This is a genomic window from Paucihalobacter sp. (assembly GCF_036825875.1).
Classification (GTDB): Bacteria; Bacteroidota; Bacteroidia; order Flavobacteriales; family Flavobacteriaceae; genus Paucihalobacter.
The window spans coordinates 1-18,683 of sequence record NZ_DAISXK010000014.1; the positions used below are offsets into that span (position 1 = coordinate 1).

The window sequence follows — 18,683 nt, forward strand, 5'->3', positions numbered from 1 at the left end:
CCGAGTAGTACTAATAACCCATAGGCTTATTGTACGCTTGTTTTTTTATAGAGTATAAGTTTAATGTTTTTTATGATTTTTTTTCAATATGTCACGATATAAGATCCCGCCTCAAGTGCGGGATTAAGATTTAAGGTGATTATTGCAATGGGGCTCACCTCTAACCATTCCGAACAGAGTAGTTAAGCCCATTAGCGCCGATGGTACTGCACCAGTGGGAGAGTAGGTCATCGCCTTTTTTGAAAAGCCATTCATAGTAATATGAATGGCTTTTTTGTTTTATATACTTAATTAAAATCTTTTATATTGTAACTTTATTTTGTGGCTTTACTTTTTTCTTAAGCATGACCTATTTCTATTGGTTTTAAATAAGCTTTAGAAACTATCGAAATAGCACTTTCCTTAATCATATTTCAATACATATTACTATTTTTACTTGTTCATTTTTTTTATTTAGTTATATGTTAAAGGTTTATCACGATTTACGTTTTTTATCAAAACATGTGAAGCATCTTTTTTATACTAATCACTAACATTGTCAAGATACCATAAATACTGGATTAATATACGTCATATTAATTACAGTGCATTTTGATTTTAGTGAAAACTAGAATGCATGCCATTTTAAAATATGAGAATTGTAATAGTACTGGTTGTTTGTTTTGTATGTGATTTATTGAATGCTCAGTTAGCTTATGATGGTGTGCATGATAAATCCGTTTGTGGTTCTAGTGTTTCATTGGATTCTTGGGGTGATGAACACTATCATGTATTTGAAAGTCAATTATATAATACCACAGATCAATTAGTAGGGCTCAAACATTCTAGTATAAACGCGTTTGAAGATTCACCTTCCATAAATGCCATCAATTCCTTGGTTGATGCTGGTACAGAAGGTTCAAATATTTTCACCATTGGTTCACAGGTCATTAATGAAAGTGTATCAGTTATAGTTAATGATATAGCCGCTCCAACAATTACTTCAAACTTACCAATATGTAGTGGGTCTGATGTAATCATTACCATTACAGACGGTTTTCCGAATGCTATAGTAAGTTTTGATATTGACAATATTCCAGGAGTACTAGAGCTAGATGATTTTGGCAATTACACAATTATAATTCCTAACGCTGCAGAAGGAACTGAGATTAACCTATTTCAAATGAATTCCTCAGAAGGCTCCTTGGTATTAGATCAAGAATTTGTTGTTACAGTGAATCCATTACCAATTTATGAAGAGCCTGCATCAAAGGAATTATGTGATTTTAATAACCCTGGAGATGAACAAGAGCTTTTTTTATTGGATATTCCTGAAATCATAGCAGGACAAAATGGTGTTGGATATACAATTCATGAATTAATGGTTGATGCCGAAAATGACGTTAATGCTCTTACAGGTGACCCAAATAATCCGAATCAAGAAATAAGCTATACGAACACTTCAAATCCACAAACACTTTATATTAGAGGTGAAGATGAAGCTACAGGTTGCTTTACTATAATGACATTGGAGCTTCGTGTGCTTCCAATTGCTGTGGCGATACAACCAAACAATATAGAAGTATGTGATAACTCAACAAATGATGGTGTTGCCGTATTTGATTTAACGGAAGTTGAAACAGAAATTTTTGGCACTCAAAACCCTGTAGATTTTAGCATAAGGTATTATTTGTCTCAAGCTGAGGCAGAAACTGGAGGAACAGCCATCAGTTCACCAGAAACATATGAAAACTCGGTTCTTGGTGGCGAAACTATTTATGTTCGTGTTGAAAACAATGGCGATTCAGATTGTTATGCGGTTACCTCTTTTGATATTACAGTGCATCCGTCGTTAAATGCTTCATTTGAAATGACGGCTAGTTGTGATGGTGCGACGGCTACTATTTTAGGTGATACAGGCGGCGTTTTTTCATTTTATCAAGCTCCTACAGATGCTGCAGTCATTAATCCAGCAGATGGCGAAATTAGTAATGTAACTCAGGGTGCCACCTATATTATAGCTTATAGCCTTGATGGAGCAGATTGCTCCGCATTAGAAACAGTTTCGGTGACTGTTGGCACTTTGCCAAACGTTGTGTCGCCCTCGAATTTGCAAGCATGCGGAACTGTTTCTGAAGGTGTGTGGTTTGATTTGGATTCTAAAATATCTGAAATCACTAATCAGGATTCGAACTTGATGGTGTCATTTTATCTCAGTCAAATTCTTGCCGAAGCAGGTGATCCGACAAATGCGTTGTCATCTCCATACTTGGCAACCTCTTTAAATCAGACTGTTTATGTTCGTGTAGCAGGTGATGGTGGCTGTGTTGTATATACAGAAATGGTTTTGGACCTTTTTGAAACGGTTCAAATGGCGCAACTTCCGGAAATTTCAGAATGCGACAACCATAATGATGGCATTGCCACCTTCAATTTAAGTCAAATTGAAAGCTTGTTAGGAACCAATCCAAATTGGGTAGTCACTTACCACAGTACTCAGAACGATGCTCAAAATGGCAGCAATGACATCACGAATGTTACCAATTATCCGTCAACATCAGCTACAATTTATGTGCGTATAACTAATGCCTTTGATGATAATGGACTTTGCATTACCATTTTGCCATTAGATTTGCTAGTGAATCCATCGCCAGAAGTGGCTCTATCAGAAATTGTCATTTGCGAATCTGGTTCTTTAGGTTTTGAGGCGTTTGACTTACAAGCAGAAATCTCAAACATTTTGGGAAGTTCGCAAAACATTACAAATTTTAGTGTTCGATTTTATACGGATAGTTTTGCTATTAATGAAATTGCGACCAATCCGTTTACCAATACAATTGCCAATGCGCAAACCATTTATTTGCAAATTTCAAATTTGGCAACTAATTGTAGCGCGATATTTCCGTTGGATTTACAAGTGTTATCCGGCATAGAATTAACGGAACCTTCGGACCTTAGCATCTGTGATGGCGTTTTGAATGATGGCATTGGGACTTTTGATTTAACTTCCTTAGAAAGTGACATGCTTCATAATCAAAATCCTGAGGATTTTTTGATTAGCTATCACAATTTGTTTGATGAGGCGCAAAATGGCACCAATGCCATTCCAAATCCACAAAATTATCAAAACTTAAATTCGCCATTTGAACAGCTTATTTATATCCGTGTGCAAGGTCTTGACACCCCTGATTGTATTAGTACGACTCAAGTGCGATTGGTTGTAAATGCTTTGATGCGTCCACAAGTTTTTAGTGTTGATGGACGCAATACCATTTGTGTTGATTTTGACAGCAATGAACTTCAAAGCGGTTTGACCTTGACTACCAATTTGCAAGGTGCAAATTACACCTATCAATGGTTATTAAACGGTTCTGAAATAAGTGGTGCCACAATGGGTAGTTATGACATTACAACCTCTTCTCCAGGCTTGTATAGTGTTTATGTGGTTGACAGTAATTCAGATACCGTATGCGGTGAGTCAGCTTTTAGTAACGAATTTGAGGTCATAAAATCTGGATTGGCATCTCTAGTAAGTGTAACAACGAGTCAGCCTTTTGCCAACAACCAGACCGTTACGGTTGTGGTGCAGGGTTATGGTGATTATTGGTTTCAGTTGAATGATGGGCCGATTACGGACAATAATGGTGTTTTTAGTAATGTACTATCTGGCGTACATACGGTGACTGTTTACGACCGAAGAACAGACCATCCTTCTTGTGGTTTTATCATTATTGATTCTATTCAAATAATAGATTATCCAAGATTTTTCACGCCAAACAATGACGGCTATCACGATACTTGGAATATTACAGCGATGCAAGATCAGCCTAATTCGTTAATACTTATTTATGACCGTTATGGAAAAATTATAAGTTCTATAAAACCCAATGGCCCTGGTTGGGATGGCAACTATGATGGACAGCTAATGATGTCTAATGATTATTGGTTTGTGCTTACTTATCAAGATGATGATGGGACTCAAAGAGAATTTAAGGCTCATTTTACTTTAAAGCGATAACTTTTTATAAACAAAACACTTAATGGAACTATTACGGACTTAAAATTAGAAGCTTTAGTTTTTAATTTTTCATTTTGATTTTCATAAATTTAATTTTTTAAAGATTAATTATGTTTATCAATAACGAATTTGAATTAGCGTTAAAATTTGCAAACAATACAGATAGATCTTTATTTCTCAGCGGAAAGGCTGGTACTGGTAAAACCACATTTCTTCACAAACTGAGAGAAGATTGTCTAAAACGCATGGTTGTGGTGGCGCCAACGGGCGTCGCGGCAATTAACGCGAAAGGTGTTACCATTCATTCTTTTTTTCAAATACCATTTGGTCCAATTATACCTAATCAAGAATTAAGATCGTCTAAGGATTTTAGATTCAGCAAAACTAAAATTAACATCATCAAGTCTTTGGATTTACTGATTATTGATGAAATTAGTATGGTTCGGGCTGATTTATTGGATTGTATAGACAGTGTTTTACGACGGTTTAGAAATAGGGATTTGGTGTTTGGTGGCGTACAGGTTTTAATGATTGGTGACCTTCAGCAGTTATCGCCAGTGGTTAAAGATCACGAATGGGAACTGTTGAAACCATTTTATCAGAGTATTTATTTTTTTGATAGTATTGCGTTTAAATCGTGCGATCCTTTAACCATTGAGCTCCTTCATATCTATAGACAAGACAATCCAATATTTATAGACATACTTAATGAAATTAGAAATAATGCCCTCACACAAGCATCGGCTGATGCCTTGAACAAGCAGTTTAATCCAGACTTTAGGCCATCGGAACATGACGGTTATATTTCCTTAACAACACACAATCATAAAGCTGAAAAAGTTAATGATTATGAGCTTTCTAAATTGAAGGGAAAATCTATAACCTATAGTGCCGAGGTTGAAGGTAAATTTCCACCACATAGTTTTCCAAATAAGGAAAGTTTTGAACTGAAGAAAGGCGCACAAGTCATGTTTATAAAAAACGATAGTTCACAAGATAAGCGCTATTACAATGGAAAAATTGGTAAAGTTGTTCAATTAGATGAGGATGAAGTAATAGTTCAATGTTTAGGCGACGAATATGAGATTGTTACGACTCCCGAAGTGTGGGAGAATTTTGATTATTCCGTTGATAACGAAACCAATGCTATAACAGAACACAAAATTGGTAGCTTCAAACAGATGCCTCTTCGATTGGCATGGGCCATTACCATTCATAAAAGTCAGGGTTTAACTTTTGAAAAGGCTATTATCGATGCACAAGATGCATTTGCACACGGTCAAACTTACGTTGCGCTAAGCAGGTGTAAGTCACTTGAAGGAATTATTTTAAGGAGTAAAATAGTTTCGAATCAAATTATAACAGATAGACAAGTTTTGTCATTTAATAAAAACACTGAGGCGAATAGGCCCACAGAAGCAATTTTGCGTCAGTCGCAATGTGATTATCAATTAAACTTAATTAACGAGATTTTTGATTATTATCCATTTCTTCGTCCAATCAAAAGACTATTGGATATTTACTATAAGAATAAATCGAGTATTGAAGGAACTTTAGAAACTATTTTAAATTCAATAAAAATAGAGATTTCATTATTATTAGAGGTGAATAACAAATTCATTACACAATTAAAGTCGTTAACCGTTTTGGATCAAACACCAGAACAAAGCGAGATTGTTCAAAAGCGGTTTATAAAGGCCGTTTCCTATTTCGATAATCAATTACAACACAAAATCTCTGAACCATTTAAATCTTTTGAGTTTACGACTGACAATAATGCACTTGAAAAGGATTTACTCAAGCATGTTAAGATGCTTGAAGAATTGATAAGTACTAAACTATTTTATTATAAAAGTTTACAACAAGGTTTTGATACTGTTTCATTTTTAAAGTTGAAAGCAGAGGCTATTTTCTTAAATGAAGAACAGCCGAAGACACATCGAAAAGCTATCATTTCCAGCACATCAAATGCTAGATTATTTGAGTTATTACGTTCTTTAAGAAGTGATTTAGCAGAGGAACACAATCAAATACATTATCAGATATTTACCCAAAAGTCTTTATATGCGATGTGTGAATTTTTGCCTACTAATAAACAAGAATTAAAGGCGATTCATGGGATGGGTAAAACAAGAATTGAAAAATATGGTGACTCAATTTTAGATTTGATTAAAAATTATTGTGCCACGCACGATATAGAAGTAAGAAATGATATACCCAGTTATAAGTCACCAAAAAAGGAAAAGGTTGATACTAAAAAAGTTTCATTAGAACTATATAATTCTGGTAAAACTCTAGAAGAAATTGCCGGTATTAGGGAACTCAATGAAAACACTATATTCGGCCATTTAGCCTCTTTTATTCCAACGGGTCAAATAAAAATATTTGATTTGATGTCTGAATCCCACTATAAGGAATTAACACAAATTATACCCACAAAAACTTTTGAAAACCTTTCAGATTTAAAACATCAACTTGATGATAAATATACTTATGCCGAATTGCGATTGGTTTTAAATACGCTTGAAGGGTAATTGAACCAACTTCAATATTCAATTATCCTTTTATAAGGCTTCTAGAAATTACAATTTTCTGAATTTCAGAGGTGCCTTCATATATTTGGGTAATTTTTGCGTCGCGCATTAGTCTTTCAACATGGTATTCCTTAACGAAACCATTACCACCGTGAATTTGTACAGCTTCTACGGTAGTATCCATAGCGACTTTTGAGGCATATAATTTTGCCATGGCACTAGAATAATCATAATTGTTATGTAAATCTTTATCCCAAGCAGACTTCAAAACCAACATTCTCGCAGCTTCAATTTCAGTCGCCATATCGGCCAGTTTAAATGCAATTGCTTGGTGGTTACAAATTTCTGTTCCAAATGCTTTGCGTTCTTTAGAATATTTTAAGGCCAATTCAAAGGCACCCGAAGCAATTCCCAAGGCTTGGGCAGCAATACCAATCCGTCCGCCTGATAATGTTTTCATCGCAAATTTAAAACCAAAACCATCTTCGCCAATTCTATTTTCTTTAGGGACCTTGACATCATTAAATTGTAGGGTATGTGTATCGCTTCCTCTGATTCCTAATTTGTTTTCTTTTGGACCGACATGAAAGCCATCTAAACCGCGTTCCACAATAAATGCATTAATACCGTGATGACCTTTTTCTCTATCTGTTTGGGCAATAACTAAATACACATCAGATCTACCACCATTTGTTATCCAGTTTTTAGTTCCATTAAGTAAATAATGGTCGCCCATATCTATTGCTGTTGTTTTTTGTGAGGTTGCATCGCTACCAGCTTCGGGCTCACTTAGGCAAAATGCTCCAACAAATTCCCCTGTTGCCAGTTTGGTTAAATATTTTTGTTTTTGGGCTTCAGTTCCGTAGGTTTCAATTCCGTAGCAAACAAGCGAATTATTAACGGAAACAATTACAGATGCGGACGCGTCAATTTTTGAAAGTTCTTCCATGATAAGTACGTATGAAATGGTATCCATACCACTACCGCCATATTTAGGATCGACCATTATTCCCATAAATCCAAGGTCTCCCATCTTTCTAACCAATTCATTAGGAAATTCTTGTATTTCGTCACGTTCTATAACCCCGGGTAAAAGTTCTGAATTGGCAAAATCTCTTGCTGCATCTCTAATCATTAGATGTTCTTCGGTAAGATTGAATTCCATAAAAATTGAATTATTATATTGATAAAAATTGATGTCAAAGATAACTTTTTATTGACGTATTATCAATAGGATTATTTATTTTTACCAATATGTTAACGAAAGAATATCATGTTATCGGTGTCATGTCTGGAACATCTTTGGATGGATTAGATATAGTATATGTTACTTTGAAATTTGACTTGAACTGGTCTTTTAACATAATTCATGCAGTTACCATTCCGTATAGTGATGATTGGTTGTTAAAGCTTTCCAGGCTATCTAATTTAGGTATGGAGGAATTACACGTTATTGATTTAGAGTATAGTAAATATGTATCCGAAACAATTGCCGGTTTTATAGACAAGTATCAAATTGAAACGGTTGATCTTGTGGCCTCACACGGACATACGGCAAAGCATTTGCCACATAAAAATTTCACTTATCAAATAGGAAATCTCCAGGAAATCACAAACTATTTAAACCATACTGTAATATGTGATTTTAGAGTTCAAGATGTTGAATTGGGTGGACAAGGAGCGCCGTTGGTACCTATTGGCGATCAGCTATTATTTTCGGAGTTTGATTACTGCATCAATTTGGGAGGATTTTCTAATATTTCGTTTGAAAAAGATGGTTTCAGAATTGCCTTTGATATTTGTCCTGTGAACACGGTTTTAAACACCTTATCACAGCGATTAAATTTAGACTATGATGTTGATGGTAAATTGGCAAAATCAGGAAACTTAAACCCCGACTTACTCAATGCACTGAATCAGTTGGCGTATTACCATGAAGACTATCCGAAGTCATTAGGAATAGAATGGGTTCAAGAACAAATTTGGCCGGTTTTAGAGCAGTATGATATTTCGACTCATGATTTAATGAGAACTTTTGTAGAGCACATTGCGATACAAATAGCCTTGAACACACAACAAATTAATAAGGCCAAGCTTTTATTTACAGGCGGTGGAACTTTAAACTCTTTTTTAATGGAACGTGTTTCCTTTTTTGTTTCGGGCAGCATCACAATTCCTGATACCCTCCTTATTAACTACAAAGAAGCCCTTATTTTTTCACTCCTCGGCGTGTTAAAATTGAGGGGTGAAATTAACTGTTTAAAAAGCGTAACTGGTGCAAAACATGATCATTCTAGTGGTAGAATTTACACCCCTAATTTTAATTGATTATCAGCAATAAACATATTTAGTTTTTTATCTTTGCGCTGCCTAATTTCATCACTCATTAATGAAAGCATTACTACAAAAGTTCGAAGACAAGTTACCTGAAATTATTTTTAACTGGATAGATGCCGAAACTGAGGCAGAAGGCTGGACGGTCATCAACTCCCTGAGAGGTGGCGCGGCCGGTGGCGGAACTCGAATGAGAAAGGGATTAGATTTAAACGAAGTTCTTTCGCTTGCGAAAACCATGGAAGTTAAGTTTACCGTTTTTGGACCTGCGATTGGCGGTGCTAAATCGGGCATCAATTTCGATCCTAATGACCCACGTAAAAAGGGTGTTTTAGAGCGCTGGTACAAAGCTGTTTCGCCTTTATTAAAAAGTTATTACGGTACAGGCGGTGATTTAAACGTTGATGAAATTCACGAGGTAATTCCTATTACCGAAGCCAGTGGTGTTTGGCATCCACAAGAAGGTGTTTTTAATGGTCATTTTAAACCTACTGAAGCCGATAAAATCAACAGAATTGGACAGTTAAGGCAAGGCGTTATTAAGGTGATTGAAAATCCACACTATACTCCGAATGTGCAGCGTAAATATACGGTAGCAGATATGATTACTGGTTTTGGGGTTGCCGAAGCTGTTAAGCATTATTACAATATTTATGACCATACGGTAGTCGGCAAACGCGCCATTGTTCAAGGATTTGGCAATGTAGGTGCAGCGGCTTGTTTCTATTTGGCGAAAATGGGCGTGAAGATTGTTGGAATTATAGATATTGCTGGCGGTTTAATCAATGAGAATGGATTCTCAGAAGCTGAGATAACATCGCTTTATTTAGATAAATCAGGCAACAATTTATTTGCCAAAGATTTAATCTCTTTTGAAGAGATGAATGAAAGAATTTGGTCATTATCTGCCCATATATTTGCACCTTGTGCAGCGTCCAGACTGGTGACCAAATCGCAAATTGATTTGTTAATTGACAATGGTTTAGAAGTTATTAGCTGTGGTGCAAATGTGCCATTTGCAGATAAAGAAATATTTTTTGGTCCAACCATGGAATATACGGACGAACGGACGAGTTTGATACCAGATTTTATTTCTAACTGTGGGATGGCCCGTGTTTTCGCATATTTTATGGAGAAGAAAGTAGAAATGACAGATGAAGCTATTTTTGAAGACACTTCAAAAACCATAAAAGACGCCATACAAAATGTTTACGATCGCAATCCTTCAAAATTTAATATCAGTGCAACTGCTTTTGAAAATGCTTTAAGTCAACTCATTTAAACTTACTTTATGGAATTACTACTAATTTCAGTTTTTGTTATAGGTTATTTAGCAATTACCCTTGAACACCAATTAAAGGTTGATAAATTAATTCCTGCGCTCATTATGATGGCTTTAAGTTGGGGGTTTATTGCACTCTTCCTTGACAGTTTTACAACCTGGTTTGACCCACTTAAACATACGCTTTTAAATAATTTTGATCGTTTAGATCACGAGAGCAGGGAGGTACTGCTTGAGAGAACTTTGCTGCGTCATTTGGGCAAAACAGCTGAAATTTTATTCTTTTTATTGGGGGCGATGACCATAGTTGAAATCATTGATTATTTCGATGGATTTTCAACTATGAAAACGTTTATAAAAGCCAAGAGCAAAAAGCGTGTATTGTGGATTATGACGATTTTGGCTTTTATACTTTCGGCTATCATTGACAACCTCACGGCAACGATTATATTATTATCAATTCTTCAGAAAATTATTGCCGATACCAAATTGCGTATGTGGTATGCTGGACTTATTGTTATAGCGGCAAATGCTGGAGGCGCTTGGTCACCTATCGGAGATTTAACTACTACCATGCTATGGATTGCCAATAAAGTTACTTCTGGATATTTATTTCTGTATTTATTTTTACCATCCTTAATTTGTATGGTTTTACCAACATTTATTGCCTCGTTTTTACCGATTTTTAAAGGTGAGGTTATCATGGCAACCAATGAGGACAACGGCGTTAATAATTTCAGAAAAACCATGTTATTCTCGGGTTTGGGTGCTATTATATTTGTGCCGTTGTTTAAGGTGGTAACGGGATTACCGCCTTATGTAGGTATGATGCTGTCTTTGGGAGTGGTGGCAGTTTTGGCCGAGGTTTTAACTAATTACAAGTTTAGAATGGCCAGGGTAAAGGCTGGAAAGAGTTATAAGCACAAACCAGAAAATCCAGTTCATAGATCGCTGTCTAAGGTAGAGATGCCCAGCGTGCTATTTTTCTTTGGAATACTAATGGCTGTCGCGGCTTTAGAAACTGTGGGAGTGTTATTTGGATTTGCTAATTCGCTTGAAGGTAGTTTGCCAATGATGGGAACTGAGTTGCACGGTGAAGGTGTTTCCGATTTGGTGGTTCTTTTTTTAGGCGTTGGATCTGCAGTTATTGATAACGTTCCACTGGTGGCGGCGAGTTTAGGAATGTTTTCAGAGCCAATTGACAATGAACTTTGGCATTTTATTGCCTATGCAGCTGGAACTGGCGGTAGTATGCTGATTGTTGGTTCGGCAGCTGGTGTTGTAGCAATGGGTATGGAAAAAATCGACTTTTTCTGGTACTTCAAAAATATTTCATGGTTAGCTTTGGTTGGCTTTCTAGCCGGAGCAGGCGTGTTCATGTTTACACGAACATTGTATTAAATACTTTCTACTTTAAATATTCGTTATCTTACAAACATTAACTAATTTTATCAATAAATTTTAATTTCAACCAATGCAAGACAGTACAGATTTTGTAGATCTAGAACCTACTGAAAAAACTTTATCTATTATTGAATTAATAGGAAGTGGTGGCTTAGCTGGCCAAATAATTATATGCATTTTATTTATATTATTAGTCGCGGCCATTTACATTTATTTCGAACGTTTATTTGCCATAAAAGAAGCCTCAAAGGTTGATGCCAATTTCATGAACCAAATTAAAGATCATGTAAGTAAAGGCAAAATTGATTCGGCACAATTACTCTGTGCACAAGTCAATTCACCTGTGTCAAGATTAATCAACAAAGGTCTTTCTAGAATAGGAAAACCTCTAGAAGATATTAACACGGCTATTGAAAACTCTGGAAGACTAGAAATTTACGGACTTGAAAAAAACGTTAGTATTCTTGCCACAATTTCTGGTGCAGCACCCATGATAGGATTTTTAGGAACCGTAATTGGGATGATTTTATCAATTTTTGAAATTGCAAATGCAGGTGGACAAATAGATATTAAATTACTTGCAGACGGTTTGTATACAGCAATGACAACAACAGTGGCTGGTTTAATAGTAGGCATTATAGCTTATATAACGTATAATCACTTGGTCGTTAAAACCAATAAGGTGGTATATAAAATGGAAGCGAACTCGCTTGAGTTTCTAGATCACTTAAATGAACCTATATAAATGAATCTTAGAGGACGAAATAAAGTAACCCCAGAATTCAATATGTCGTCAATGACCGATATTGTTTTTTTGTTACTCATCTTTTTTATGTTAGCTTCAACTTTGGTAACCACCAATGCTATTGACATCATTTTACCAACCGCCAGCGGAAAAACTGAAAATAAACAATCGGTGGCCGTGAGTATTAAAAAAAACCTCAACTATTATATTGATGAAAAATTAGTCGGCGAAAGCGTATTAGAATCTCAGCTTATAGCACTTCTTTCAACTGAAAAACAACCAACTATTGTTTTGCGAGCTGAAAAATCTGTGCCAGTCGAAAATGTTGTAAAAGTTATGGACATTGCCAATCGCAATAAGTTTAAAGTAATACTGGCAGTAAAACCCAATTAATCTTGAAATACCTAGAAACCAAACACGAACGCGATTCAGCCAAGGTAACCACGCTTATCATCACCTTGTTGCTGTTGCTCATATTTGTAGTGGGATTACCTTTTATGGATCCACCCTTAGAATATGGTGTAGCGGTAAATTTTGGTTCGTCAGATGTTGGTAGTGGCGACGTTCAGCCGCTTAATCCAGCTCAAGAAATTTCAAAGGATAATGTGGAACCTCCCATTGAAAAGGCTGAAGCAACGCCAGCTTCAACACCAAGTGCCAATTCACCTATAGAGGATGCAGTAACTCAAGATAATGCAGAGTCAATTGCCATCAACAAACAAAAAGAAGAAGCTAGACAAAAGCAGCTAGAAGCTCAAAAAATAGAAAAGGAAAAACGCGATCAAGAAATAAAAAAGCAACAAGAAGAAGCTGAGAAAAAGAAGAAGTTGGATGCGCTTATAGGCGGTGTTGCATCATCTGACGGAAAAGATACCCAAGGAGAAGGCAATGACACCCAAGCGGGCGATAAAGGACAGTTAGATGGTGATCCTTATGCTTCGAGTTATTTTGGAGGTTCGGGTCCTGGAAAGGGTGGTGTAGGTTATGGATTAGGAGGCAGAGGCGTTCCTACCCGAACAGTTTTTAAACAAGAGTGTAATGAATATGGCTTGGTAATCGTTAGAATTGAGGTGAATAGATCTGGGCAAGTAATTTCAGCTGAACCTGGTGTTCAGGGCACTACCAACACGCATCCTTGTTTATTAGAACCCGCAAAAAAAATCGCCTTATCACATAAATGGCCAGCCGATAATAATGCCCCATCGCGGCAGGTAGGATTTGTTAGTATTAATTTTAGTATCGGTAAGTAGATTTATGACATACGCTCAAACTACCTCGTGGATGTTCGCTAGGTTGCCGATGTATCAAAACCAAGGTAAATCGGCTTACAAAACAGATTTGACCAACACTATTAAACTGGATTGCTATCTAGGCCATCCCCACAGCAATTTCAAATCGATTCATATTGCTGGAACCAACGGAAAGGGCTCAACAAGCCACATGATAGCCTCTGTATTGCAAGAAGCTGGTTATAAGGTTGGGCTTTATACATCACCCCATTTAAAGGACTTTAGAGAACGAATAAAAATCAATGGCAAGGAGATTCAAAAATCTTTTGTTATAAATTTTATTGAAAAGCACCGTGAATTTTTTGAGTTAAATGATTTATCATTTTTTGAGATGACCGTTGGGATGGCCTTTAATTATTTTGCTGAAAAAAATGTTGATATAGCCGTGATAGAAGTTGGTTTAGGTGGAAGATTAGATTCAACCAACATTATTACACCTAAACTTTCGGTTATTACTAATATAGGTTTTGACCACACAGATTTTTTGGGAAACACTATAGCTAAGATTGCTTATGAAAAAGCAGGGATTATAAAGAGTAATGTTCCAGTTGTTATAGGTGAAACAAACTCAGAATCTCGAACTGTTTTTTTAGAAAAATCAAAATTGTTGAATGCATCTATTTCTTTTGCAGATCAACAAACTTGGCCAGAAATGGAATGTGACTTGAAAGGGAATTATCAAAAAAAGAATATTAAAACGGCAATGTCCTCTTTAAATCAATTGGTTAAACTCGATTTTAAGATAAGTGAACGCCATTTAAAAAACGGTTTGAGAAATGTTATCAAAAACACAGGATTAAAAGGACGTTGGCAGATTTTAAATGAGCGTCCTTTTACAGTCTGCGATACGGCGCATAACGCAGAAGGATTAGCAACTGTTTTAGAACAATTACTTGCGATAGATTTCAAAGTACTCCATATAGTTTTTGGAGTGGTGAACGATAAGGATTTGCAGAAGATAATTCCATTAATGCCTGTGGAAGCATCTTACTATTTTTGCAAACCTAATGTTATCAGAGGTATGAATCAATACGAATTACAATCTAAATTTTTGAATTACGGAATTAATGGGAAGGCTTATGAATCTGTTTCGTTAGCACTTAATGCCGCGCAGGAAGCTTCTAATGAAGATGATATCATTTTTATAGGTGGTAGTACCTTTGTGGTGGCTGAAATAATTTAATTTTTTAGTCAAAAAGTTTTTGAGGAATAAAAAACTAATTTATATTTGCAGTCCTATTTTGGGCGATTAGCTCAGCTGGTTCAGAGCACCTCGTTTACACCGAGGGGGTCGGGGGTTCGAACCCCTCATCGCCCACAAAAAAAGTCCGTGAAAATACGGACTTTTTTTATACTTTTATTTTTGTAATAGGGTCATTAACTCAGTTGGTTCAGAGTGTTACCTTGACAGGGTAGAAGTCACTGGTTCGAATCCAGTATGACCCACATCAAGCACAATCCTAATTCCGAAGGAATTGGGATTTTTGTTTTCTGCAAACCCGAGTCGCAGACTTGAAGGTTTTCAGAAAACAAAAATCATAAAGTGCTTCAAAGCACATAGGATTGTATTTGCAGCAGCGGGATGATTCTGGATCAACGCAGTTAATCCATTAGTTTAAACCCGAGTCGCAGACTTGAAGGTTTTCAGAAAACAAAAATCATAAAGTGCTTCAAAGCACATAGGATTGTATTTGCAGCAGCGGGATGATTCTGGATCAACGCAGTTAATCCATTAGTTTAAACCCGAGTCGCAGACTTGAAGGTTTGCAGAAAACAAAAATCAAAATTACTGCAAAGTACTTTAGATTGTATTTGTTTTAATGATCTATGGATACAAAAGTTTTTAAGGATTTTCAAATTATATCCAGTAACCGCTCAAGAGCCATACCACGTGAACCCTTAATGAGAATAAACTTATTTTTTAAATCATTCTTATTAAATTGAGAATTTAAATCTTGAAACGATGCGTATTGTTGGATAAAACTTTTAGACACCTTTGTTTTACTGAAATTTTCTCCTAATAGAAAGACCTGCTCAACAGGATTGTTTTCTAAATAATTTACAATAGCCTGATGTTCTTTTGGGGCGTCATTCCCGAGCTCGAACATGTCACCAAGAAATAAAACCTTATCAGGATGTGATATTTGTTTGAAATTTTCTAAAGCTGCCATCATGCTAGTAGGATTTGCATTGTAGGCATCCATTAAAATTTTATTGCCATTTAATTCGATGATTTGTGATCGGTTATTAGTGGGTAAGTAATTTTCAATGGCTGAGATGATATGATTTTTGTCTATTTTAAAATAAGTTCCTACGGCAATAGCGATGGCTATATTATTAAAATTATAGTGACCTGCTAAATTTGAATTAACGGTAGTTCCTTTGTAGTTTACACTTATTAAAGGCTGAGAGGTGAGTAATTCTAAATCAGCATTAGAATCACTTTTCGAGCCAAAACTGATGGTGTTTTTATAGCCTTTGGTTTGTTTGATTTGAAGTGTGTCATCTTCATTTACAAATATAAATTTATTGTGTTTTTTAAGATGGTCGTATAATTCTGACTTACCTTTAATAACACCTTCAATACCGCCAAAACCTTCCAAATGCGCTTTCCCAAAGTTAGTGATGAGACCGAAATCTGGTTCTGCAATATGGCAAAGAATTTCAATTTCTTTTTGATGATTGGCTCCCATTTCGACTATAGCAATTTCTGTATCTTTCTTAATGCTTAATAAAGTTAAAGGAACACCTATGTGATTGTTTAGGTTACCAAAAGTGGAAACAGTTTTATATTGGGTAGATAAAACGGCGCTTAATAATTCCTTAGTAGTGGTTTTGCCATTGCTACCAGTTAATGCAATTATAGTTGTCTTGAGTTGTTTTCGGTGATAATTAGCCAACTCTTGTAAAGTTTTAAGGGTGTCTTTAACAAGAATTATTTTATTGGAATTACTGTTTAAATCTTTATCAACAATAACATATTTAGCTCCTTGTTCTAAAGCTTGAATGGCAAAATCATTCCCATTAAAATTGTTACCCTTAAGGGCAACAAACATGCAGTTTCTTGAAATATTTCGAGTATCTGTGCAGATAATTGAACTTTGTAAGAAAAGTTCATAAAGTTTAGGTGTATTCATTTATTCAAAAAAAAAGTCCTAACACAAAGTTAGGACTTTAAAAGTTTGATTGAATTTATTTAATTACGTTTTTTACCGTTTTGTGTTTTTGAGCCTACTCTAGACATTGCACATCTGAAACCGATGTAATCTGTTGCCATATCTTCTGGGAAATATCTTCGTTGAGCAGGATCTAAATAATATGCTCTATCTTTCCATGAACCGCCTTTATAGACTCTTACATTATCATTGATAAGTGAAGTTCTACTAGAGGATTGATCATATTCTCTAATTAGATTTCCCAATGAGTCTCTATCAACTGAATGTTGAGGTGAATTGTACATTTGCTGAGTCTCATCTTCTTTTTTAGCATCAGCAACTTCATCAAAACTATCTCGGTAATATCTTGAAGATTTTCTATCTCCATCGCGGAAATTTCTGTTGTCGCTATTGTCAAAATTAGTTCTTAAATAAGTTTCTTCTTCATCTACTGGTATTTTAGCGACTTCTCCAGGTAAATTTCTTGCAACAATTTTGCCGTTACTTAAGGTGTCATAAACAATATCATCGATAGTTAAAACTTTCACAGTACCATCCTCATTAATTGCATTTTTCGTGTAAACATTTCCTCTGTAATAGTTAAAATCATTAAACTCATCATCAACAATTGGTCTGTATACGTCAGCAACCCATTCAGCTACATTACCAGCCATATCGTATAGTCCATAAGCATTAGGTTCGTATGATTTTACTTTGGCTGTTATATCAGCACCATCGTCTGACCAACCAGCTATTCCGCCGTAATCACCTTTTCCTTGTTTGAAGTTTGCTAATTGGTCCCCTCTTGTTTTACGTTTTCCGGATCTAGTGTACTGGCCATCCCAAGGATATTTTTTTCTTCCTCGGTAAACATTATAACTTCTTAATTCACTCATTCCAAGAGCAGCGTATTCCCATTCTGCTTCAGTTGGAAGTCTATAATCGGGTGAAATAATACCTGATTCAATTTTAGCGTAAGTGTTGATAGGATTTCCGTCGGCATCCGTCTGTGATCTTCTCTTACCACCTTCTAATACTTCGGTGTTTCCGCCGTAAGTAGATGAAGGAGAGTTGATATAAGTATCAGTACTGAAATTACTTTCGGCACTCACATCTGTAATTTTTGCATCGCGCTTAATAAAACCGGCTTGCTCTAGGAATAATTCATTTACTCTATCAGTTCGCCATTTCGCGAATTCTACGGCTTGAATCCAGCTAACGCCAACCACTGGATATTCAGCATAACCAGGATGACGCAAATAATTTTGGGTCATCATTTCTGCATAACCTAGTCTATTTCTCCAGACAAGTGTATCAGGTAGCGCACCATGATAAATGTTTTTATAGGTTGGATCTTCAGGTGGATAAACGCGCTTCATATAATCTAAGTATTCAGTATACATTAAATTAGTTACCTCAGTTTCATCCATGTAGAATGATTGTATATGTTGCTGATTGGGATTATTATTCCAATCGTGCATCGGATCATCCTGAACTCTACCCATTGTAAACGTTCCTCCTTCAATAAACACCAAGCCAGGAGCCGTTTGCTGCTCTTTGAAATTAGGATTGTATTGAAATCCGCCTTCTTTAATGTTAATGTTCCAACCAGTGGCTCTCGAGCTATTACTGCTCGATGAATTTCTTTTACAGCTAGTTACAGCTAATGCCATAAGCAATACTGCTATAATTTTGAGATTTGAGACCTTATTCATATTCATACTTTTAGGCAAGTGGGTTAAATTTTGCATCGCAATATAGTAATTAAACACAAACTAACAACATTTTTCATCGTTAAAGTGTAAAAAAAAATTGCACTTTATCCTATTTATCATACCGAATATCGGATTTTTAGATGATTTTACGCCGTATTTTGTTTCATATAAACGGTATTAAAAATAAATTATTGTTGTAATTTTGAACAAAATTCTAGTTCCTTATAA

12 protein-coding genes, 2 tRNA genes and 1 rRNA gene are annotated in these 18,683 nt (G+C 35.7%); 12 read left to right on the top strand and 3 right to left on the bottom strand.

The genetic code is table 11. The features are described from left to right. Nucleotides 1–131: 131 nt before the first annotated feature. The 3 genes from rrf to V7Z48_RS05925 all read left to right on the top strand — a co-directional run bounded on the left by rrf (nt 132) and on the right by V7Z48_RS05925 (nt 6,531). Nucleotides 132–239: ribosomal RNA gene (gene rrf, locus V7Z48_RS05915) — 5S ribosomal RNA — on the top strand. Between the two features lie 392 nt (nt 240–631). Next, nucleotides 632–3,997 carry a T9SS type B sorting domain-containing protein gene (locus V7Z48_RS05920; protein ID WP_334112480.1) on the top strand — a complete coding sequence of 1,122 codons (3,366 nt, stop codon included), beginning with the start codon at nt 632–634 and terminating at the stop codon, nt 3,995–3,997. Between the two features lie 110 nt (nt 3,998–4,107). Then, on the top strand, nt 4,108–6,531 hold the full coding sequence (locus V7Z48_RS05925) for a helix-turn-helix domain-containing protein (protein ID WP_334112481.1): 2,424 nt from the start codon (nt 4,108–4,110) through the stop codon (nt 6,529–6,531). A 22-nt stretch (nt 6,532–6,553) separates the two neighbouring features. Here the strand turns inward: V7Z48_RS05925 and V7Z48_RS05930 are convergent, their stop codons facing one another. Beyond that, nucleotides 6,554–7,696, bottom strand: a complete 1,143-nt coding sequence (locus V7Z48_RS05930; RefSeq protein ID WP_334112482.1) for an acyl-CoA dehydrogenase — start codon at nt 7,694–7,696, stop codon at nt 6,554–6,556. 89 nt (nt 7,697–7,785) lie between these two features. On the opposite strand from V7Z48_RS05930, the gene V7Z48_RS05935 reads away from it, so the two are divergent. The 9 genes from V7Z48_RS05935 to V7Z48_RS05975 all read left to right on the top strand — a co-directional run bounded on the left by V7Z48_RS05935 (nt 7,786) and on the right by V7Z48_RS05975 (nt 15,031). Further along, complete coding sequence (locus V7Z48_RS05935) at nt 7,786–8,859, top strand: anhydro-N-acetylmuramic acid kinase (RefSeq protein ID WP_334112483.1); 1,074 nt, start codon at nt 7,786–7,788, stop codon at nt 8,857–8,859. 61 nt (nt 8,860–8,920) lie between these two features. Further along, the gene (locus V7Z48_RS05940) at nt 8,921–10,147 is read left to right on the top strand and encodes a Glu/Leu/Phe/Val dehydrogenase dimerization domain-containing protein (RefSeq protein ID WP_334112484.1); all 1,227 of its coding nucleotides are present in this window, start codon (nt 8,921–8,923) and stop codon (nt 10,145–10,147) included. 9 nt (nt 10,148–10,156) lie between these two features. Beyond that, complete coding sequence (gene nhaD / locus V7Z48_RS05945) at nt 10,157–11,548, top strand: sodium:proton antiporter NhaD (RefSeq protein ID WP_334112485.1); 1,392 nt, start codon at nt 10,157–10,159, stop codon at nt 11,546–11,548. A gap of 73 nt (nt 11,549–11,621) precedes the next feature. Beyond that, nucleotides 11,622–12,296, top strand: coding sequence for a MotA/TolQ/ExbB proton channel family protein (locus V7Z48_RS05950; RefSeq protein ID WP_334112486.1), 675 nt, complete (start codon nt 11,622–11,624; stop codon nt 12,294–12,296). Next, nucleotides 12,297–12,689, top strand: a complete 393-nt coding sequence (locus tag V7Z48_RS05955) for an ExbD/TolR family protein (RefSeq protein WP_334112487.1) — start codon at nt 12,297–12,299, stop codon at nt 12,687–12,689. A gap of 2 nt (nt 12,690–12,691) precedes the next feature. Then, entirely contained in the window at nt 12,692–13,546 is an 855-nt protein-coding gene (locus V7Z48_RS05960) for an energy transducer TonB (protein ID WP_334112488.1), read from the top strand. Nucleotides 13,547–13,550: 4 nt separating this feature from the next. Beyond that, the gene (locus V7Z48_RS05965) at nt 13,551–14,768 is read left to right on the top strand and encodes a bifunctional folylpolyglutamate synthase/dihydrofolate synthase (RefSeq protein ID WP_334112489.1); all 1,218 of its coding nucleotides are present in this window, start codon (nt 13,551–13,553) and stop codon (nt 14,766–14,768) included. Nucleotides 14,769–14,828: 60 nt separating this feature from the next. Then, nucleotides 14,829–14,903 (top strand) — tRNA-Val (locus V7Z48_RS05970). Nucleotides 14,904–14,956: 53 nt separating this feature from the next. Then, a tRNA-Val gene (locus V7Z48_RS05975) sits at nt 14,957–15,031 on the top strand. Nucleotides 15,032–15,438: 407 nt separating this feature from the next. Here V7Z48_RS05975 and V7Z48_RS05980 read toward each other — a convergent pair. Both V7Z48_RS05980 and gldJ read right to left on the bottom strand, forming a co-directional pair. Further along, nucleotides 15,439–16,722, bottom strand: coding sequence for a UDP-N-acetylmuramoyl-tripeptide--D-alanyl-D-alanine ligase (locus V7Z48_RS05980; protein WP_334112490.1), 1,284 nt, complete (start codon nt 16,720–16,722; stop codon nt 15,439–15,441). Between the two features lie 59 nt (nt 16,723–16,781). Then, nucleotides 16,782–18,461, bottom strand: a complete 1,680-nt coding sequence (gene gldJ / locus V7Z48_RS05985; RefSeq protein ID WP_334112523.1) for a gliding motility lipoprotein GldJ — start codon at nt 18,459–18,461, stop codon at nt 16,782–16,784. Nucleotides 18,462–18,683 lie beyond the last annotated feature (222 nt).

Coding starts and splice junctions, on each gene's coding strand:
- V7Z48_RS05920 (WP_334112480.1), top strand. CDS start 632: ATGAGAATTGTAATAGTACTGGTTGTTTGTTTTGTATGTGATTTATTG.
- V7Z48_RS05925 (WP_334112481.1), top strand. CDS start 4,108: ATGTTTATCAATAACGAATTTGAATTAGCGTTAAAATTTGCAAACAAT.
- V7Z48_RS05930 (WP_334112482.1), bottom strand. CDS start 7,696: ATGGAATTCAATCTTACCGAAGAACATCTAATGATTAGAGATGCAGCA.
- V7Z48_RS05935 (WP_334112483.1), top strand. CDS start 7,786: ATGTTAACGAAAGAATATCATGTTATCGGTGTCATGTCTGGAACATCT.
- V7Z48_RS05940 (WP_334112484.1), top strand. CDS start 8,921: ATGAAAGCATTACTACAAAAGTTCGAAGACAAGTTACCTGAAATTATT.
- nhaD (WP_334112485.1), top strand. CDS start 10,157: ATGGAATTACTACTAATTTCAGTTTTTGTTATAGGTTATTTAGCAATT.
- V7Z48_RS05950 (WP_334112486.1), top strand. CDS start 11,622: ATGCAAGACAGTACAGATTTTGTAGATCTAGAACCTACTGAAAAAACT.
- V7Z48_RS05955 (WP_334112487.1), top strand. CDS start 12,297: ATGAATCTTAGAGGACGAAATAAAGTAACCCCAGAATTCAATATGTCG.
- V7Z48_RS05965 (WP_334112489.1), top strand. CDS start 13,551: ATGACATACGCTCAAACTACCTCGTGGATGTTCGCTAGGTTGCCGATG.
- V7Z48_RS05980 (WP_334112490.1), bottom strand. CDS start 16,722: ATGAATACACCTAAACTTTATGAACTTTTCTTACAAAGTTCAATTATC.
- gldJ (WP_334112523.1), bottom strand. CDS start 18,461: ATGAATATGAATAAGGTCTCAAATCTCAAAATTATAGCAGTATTGCTT.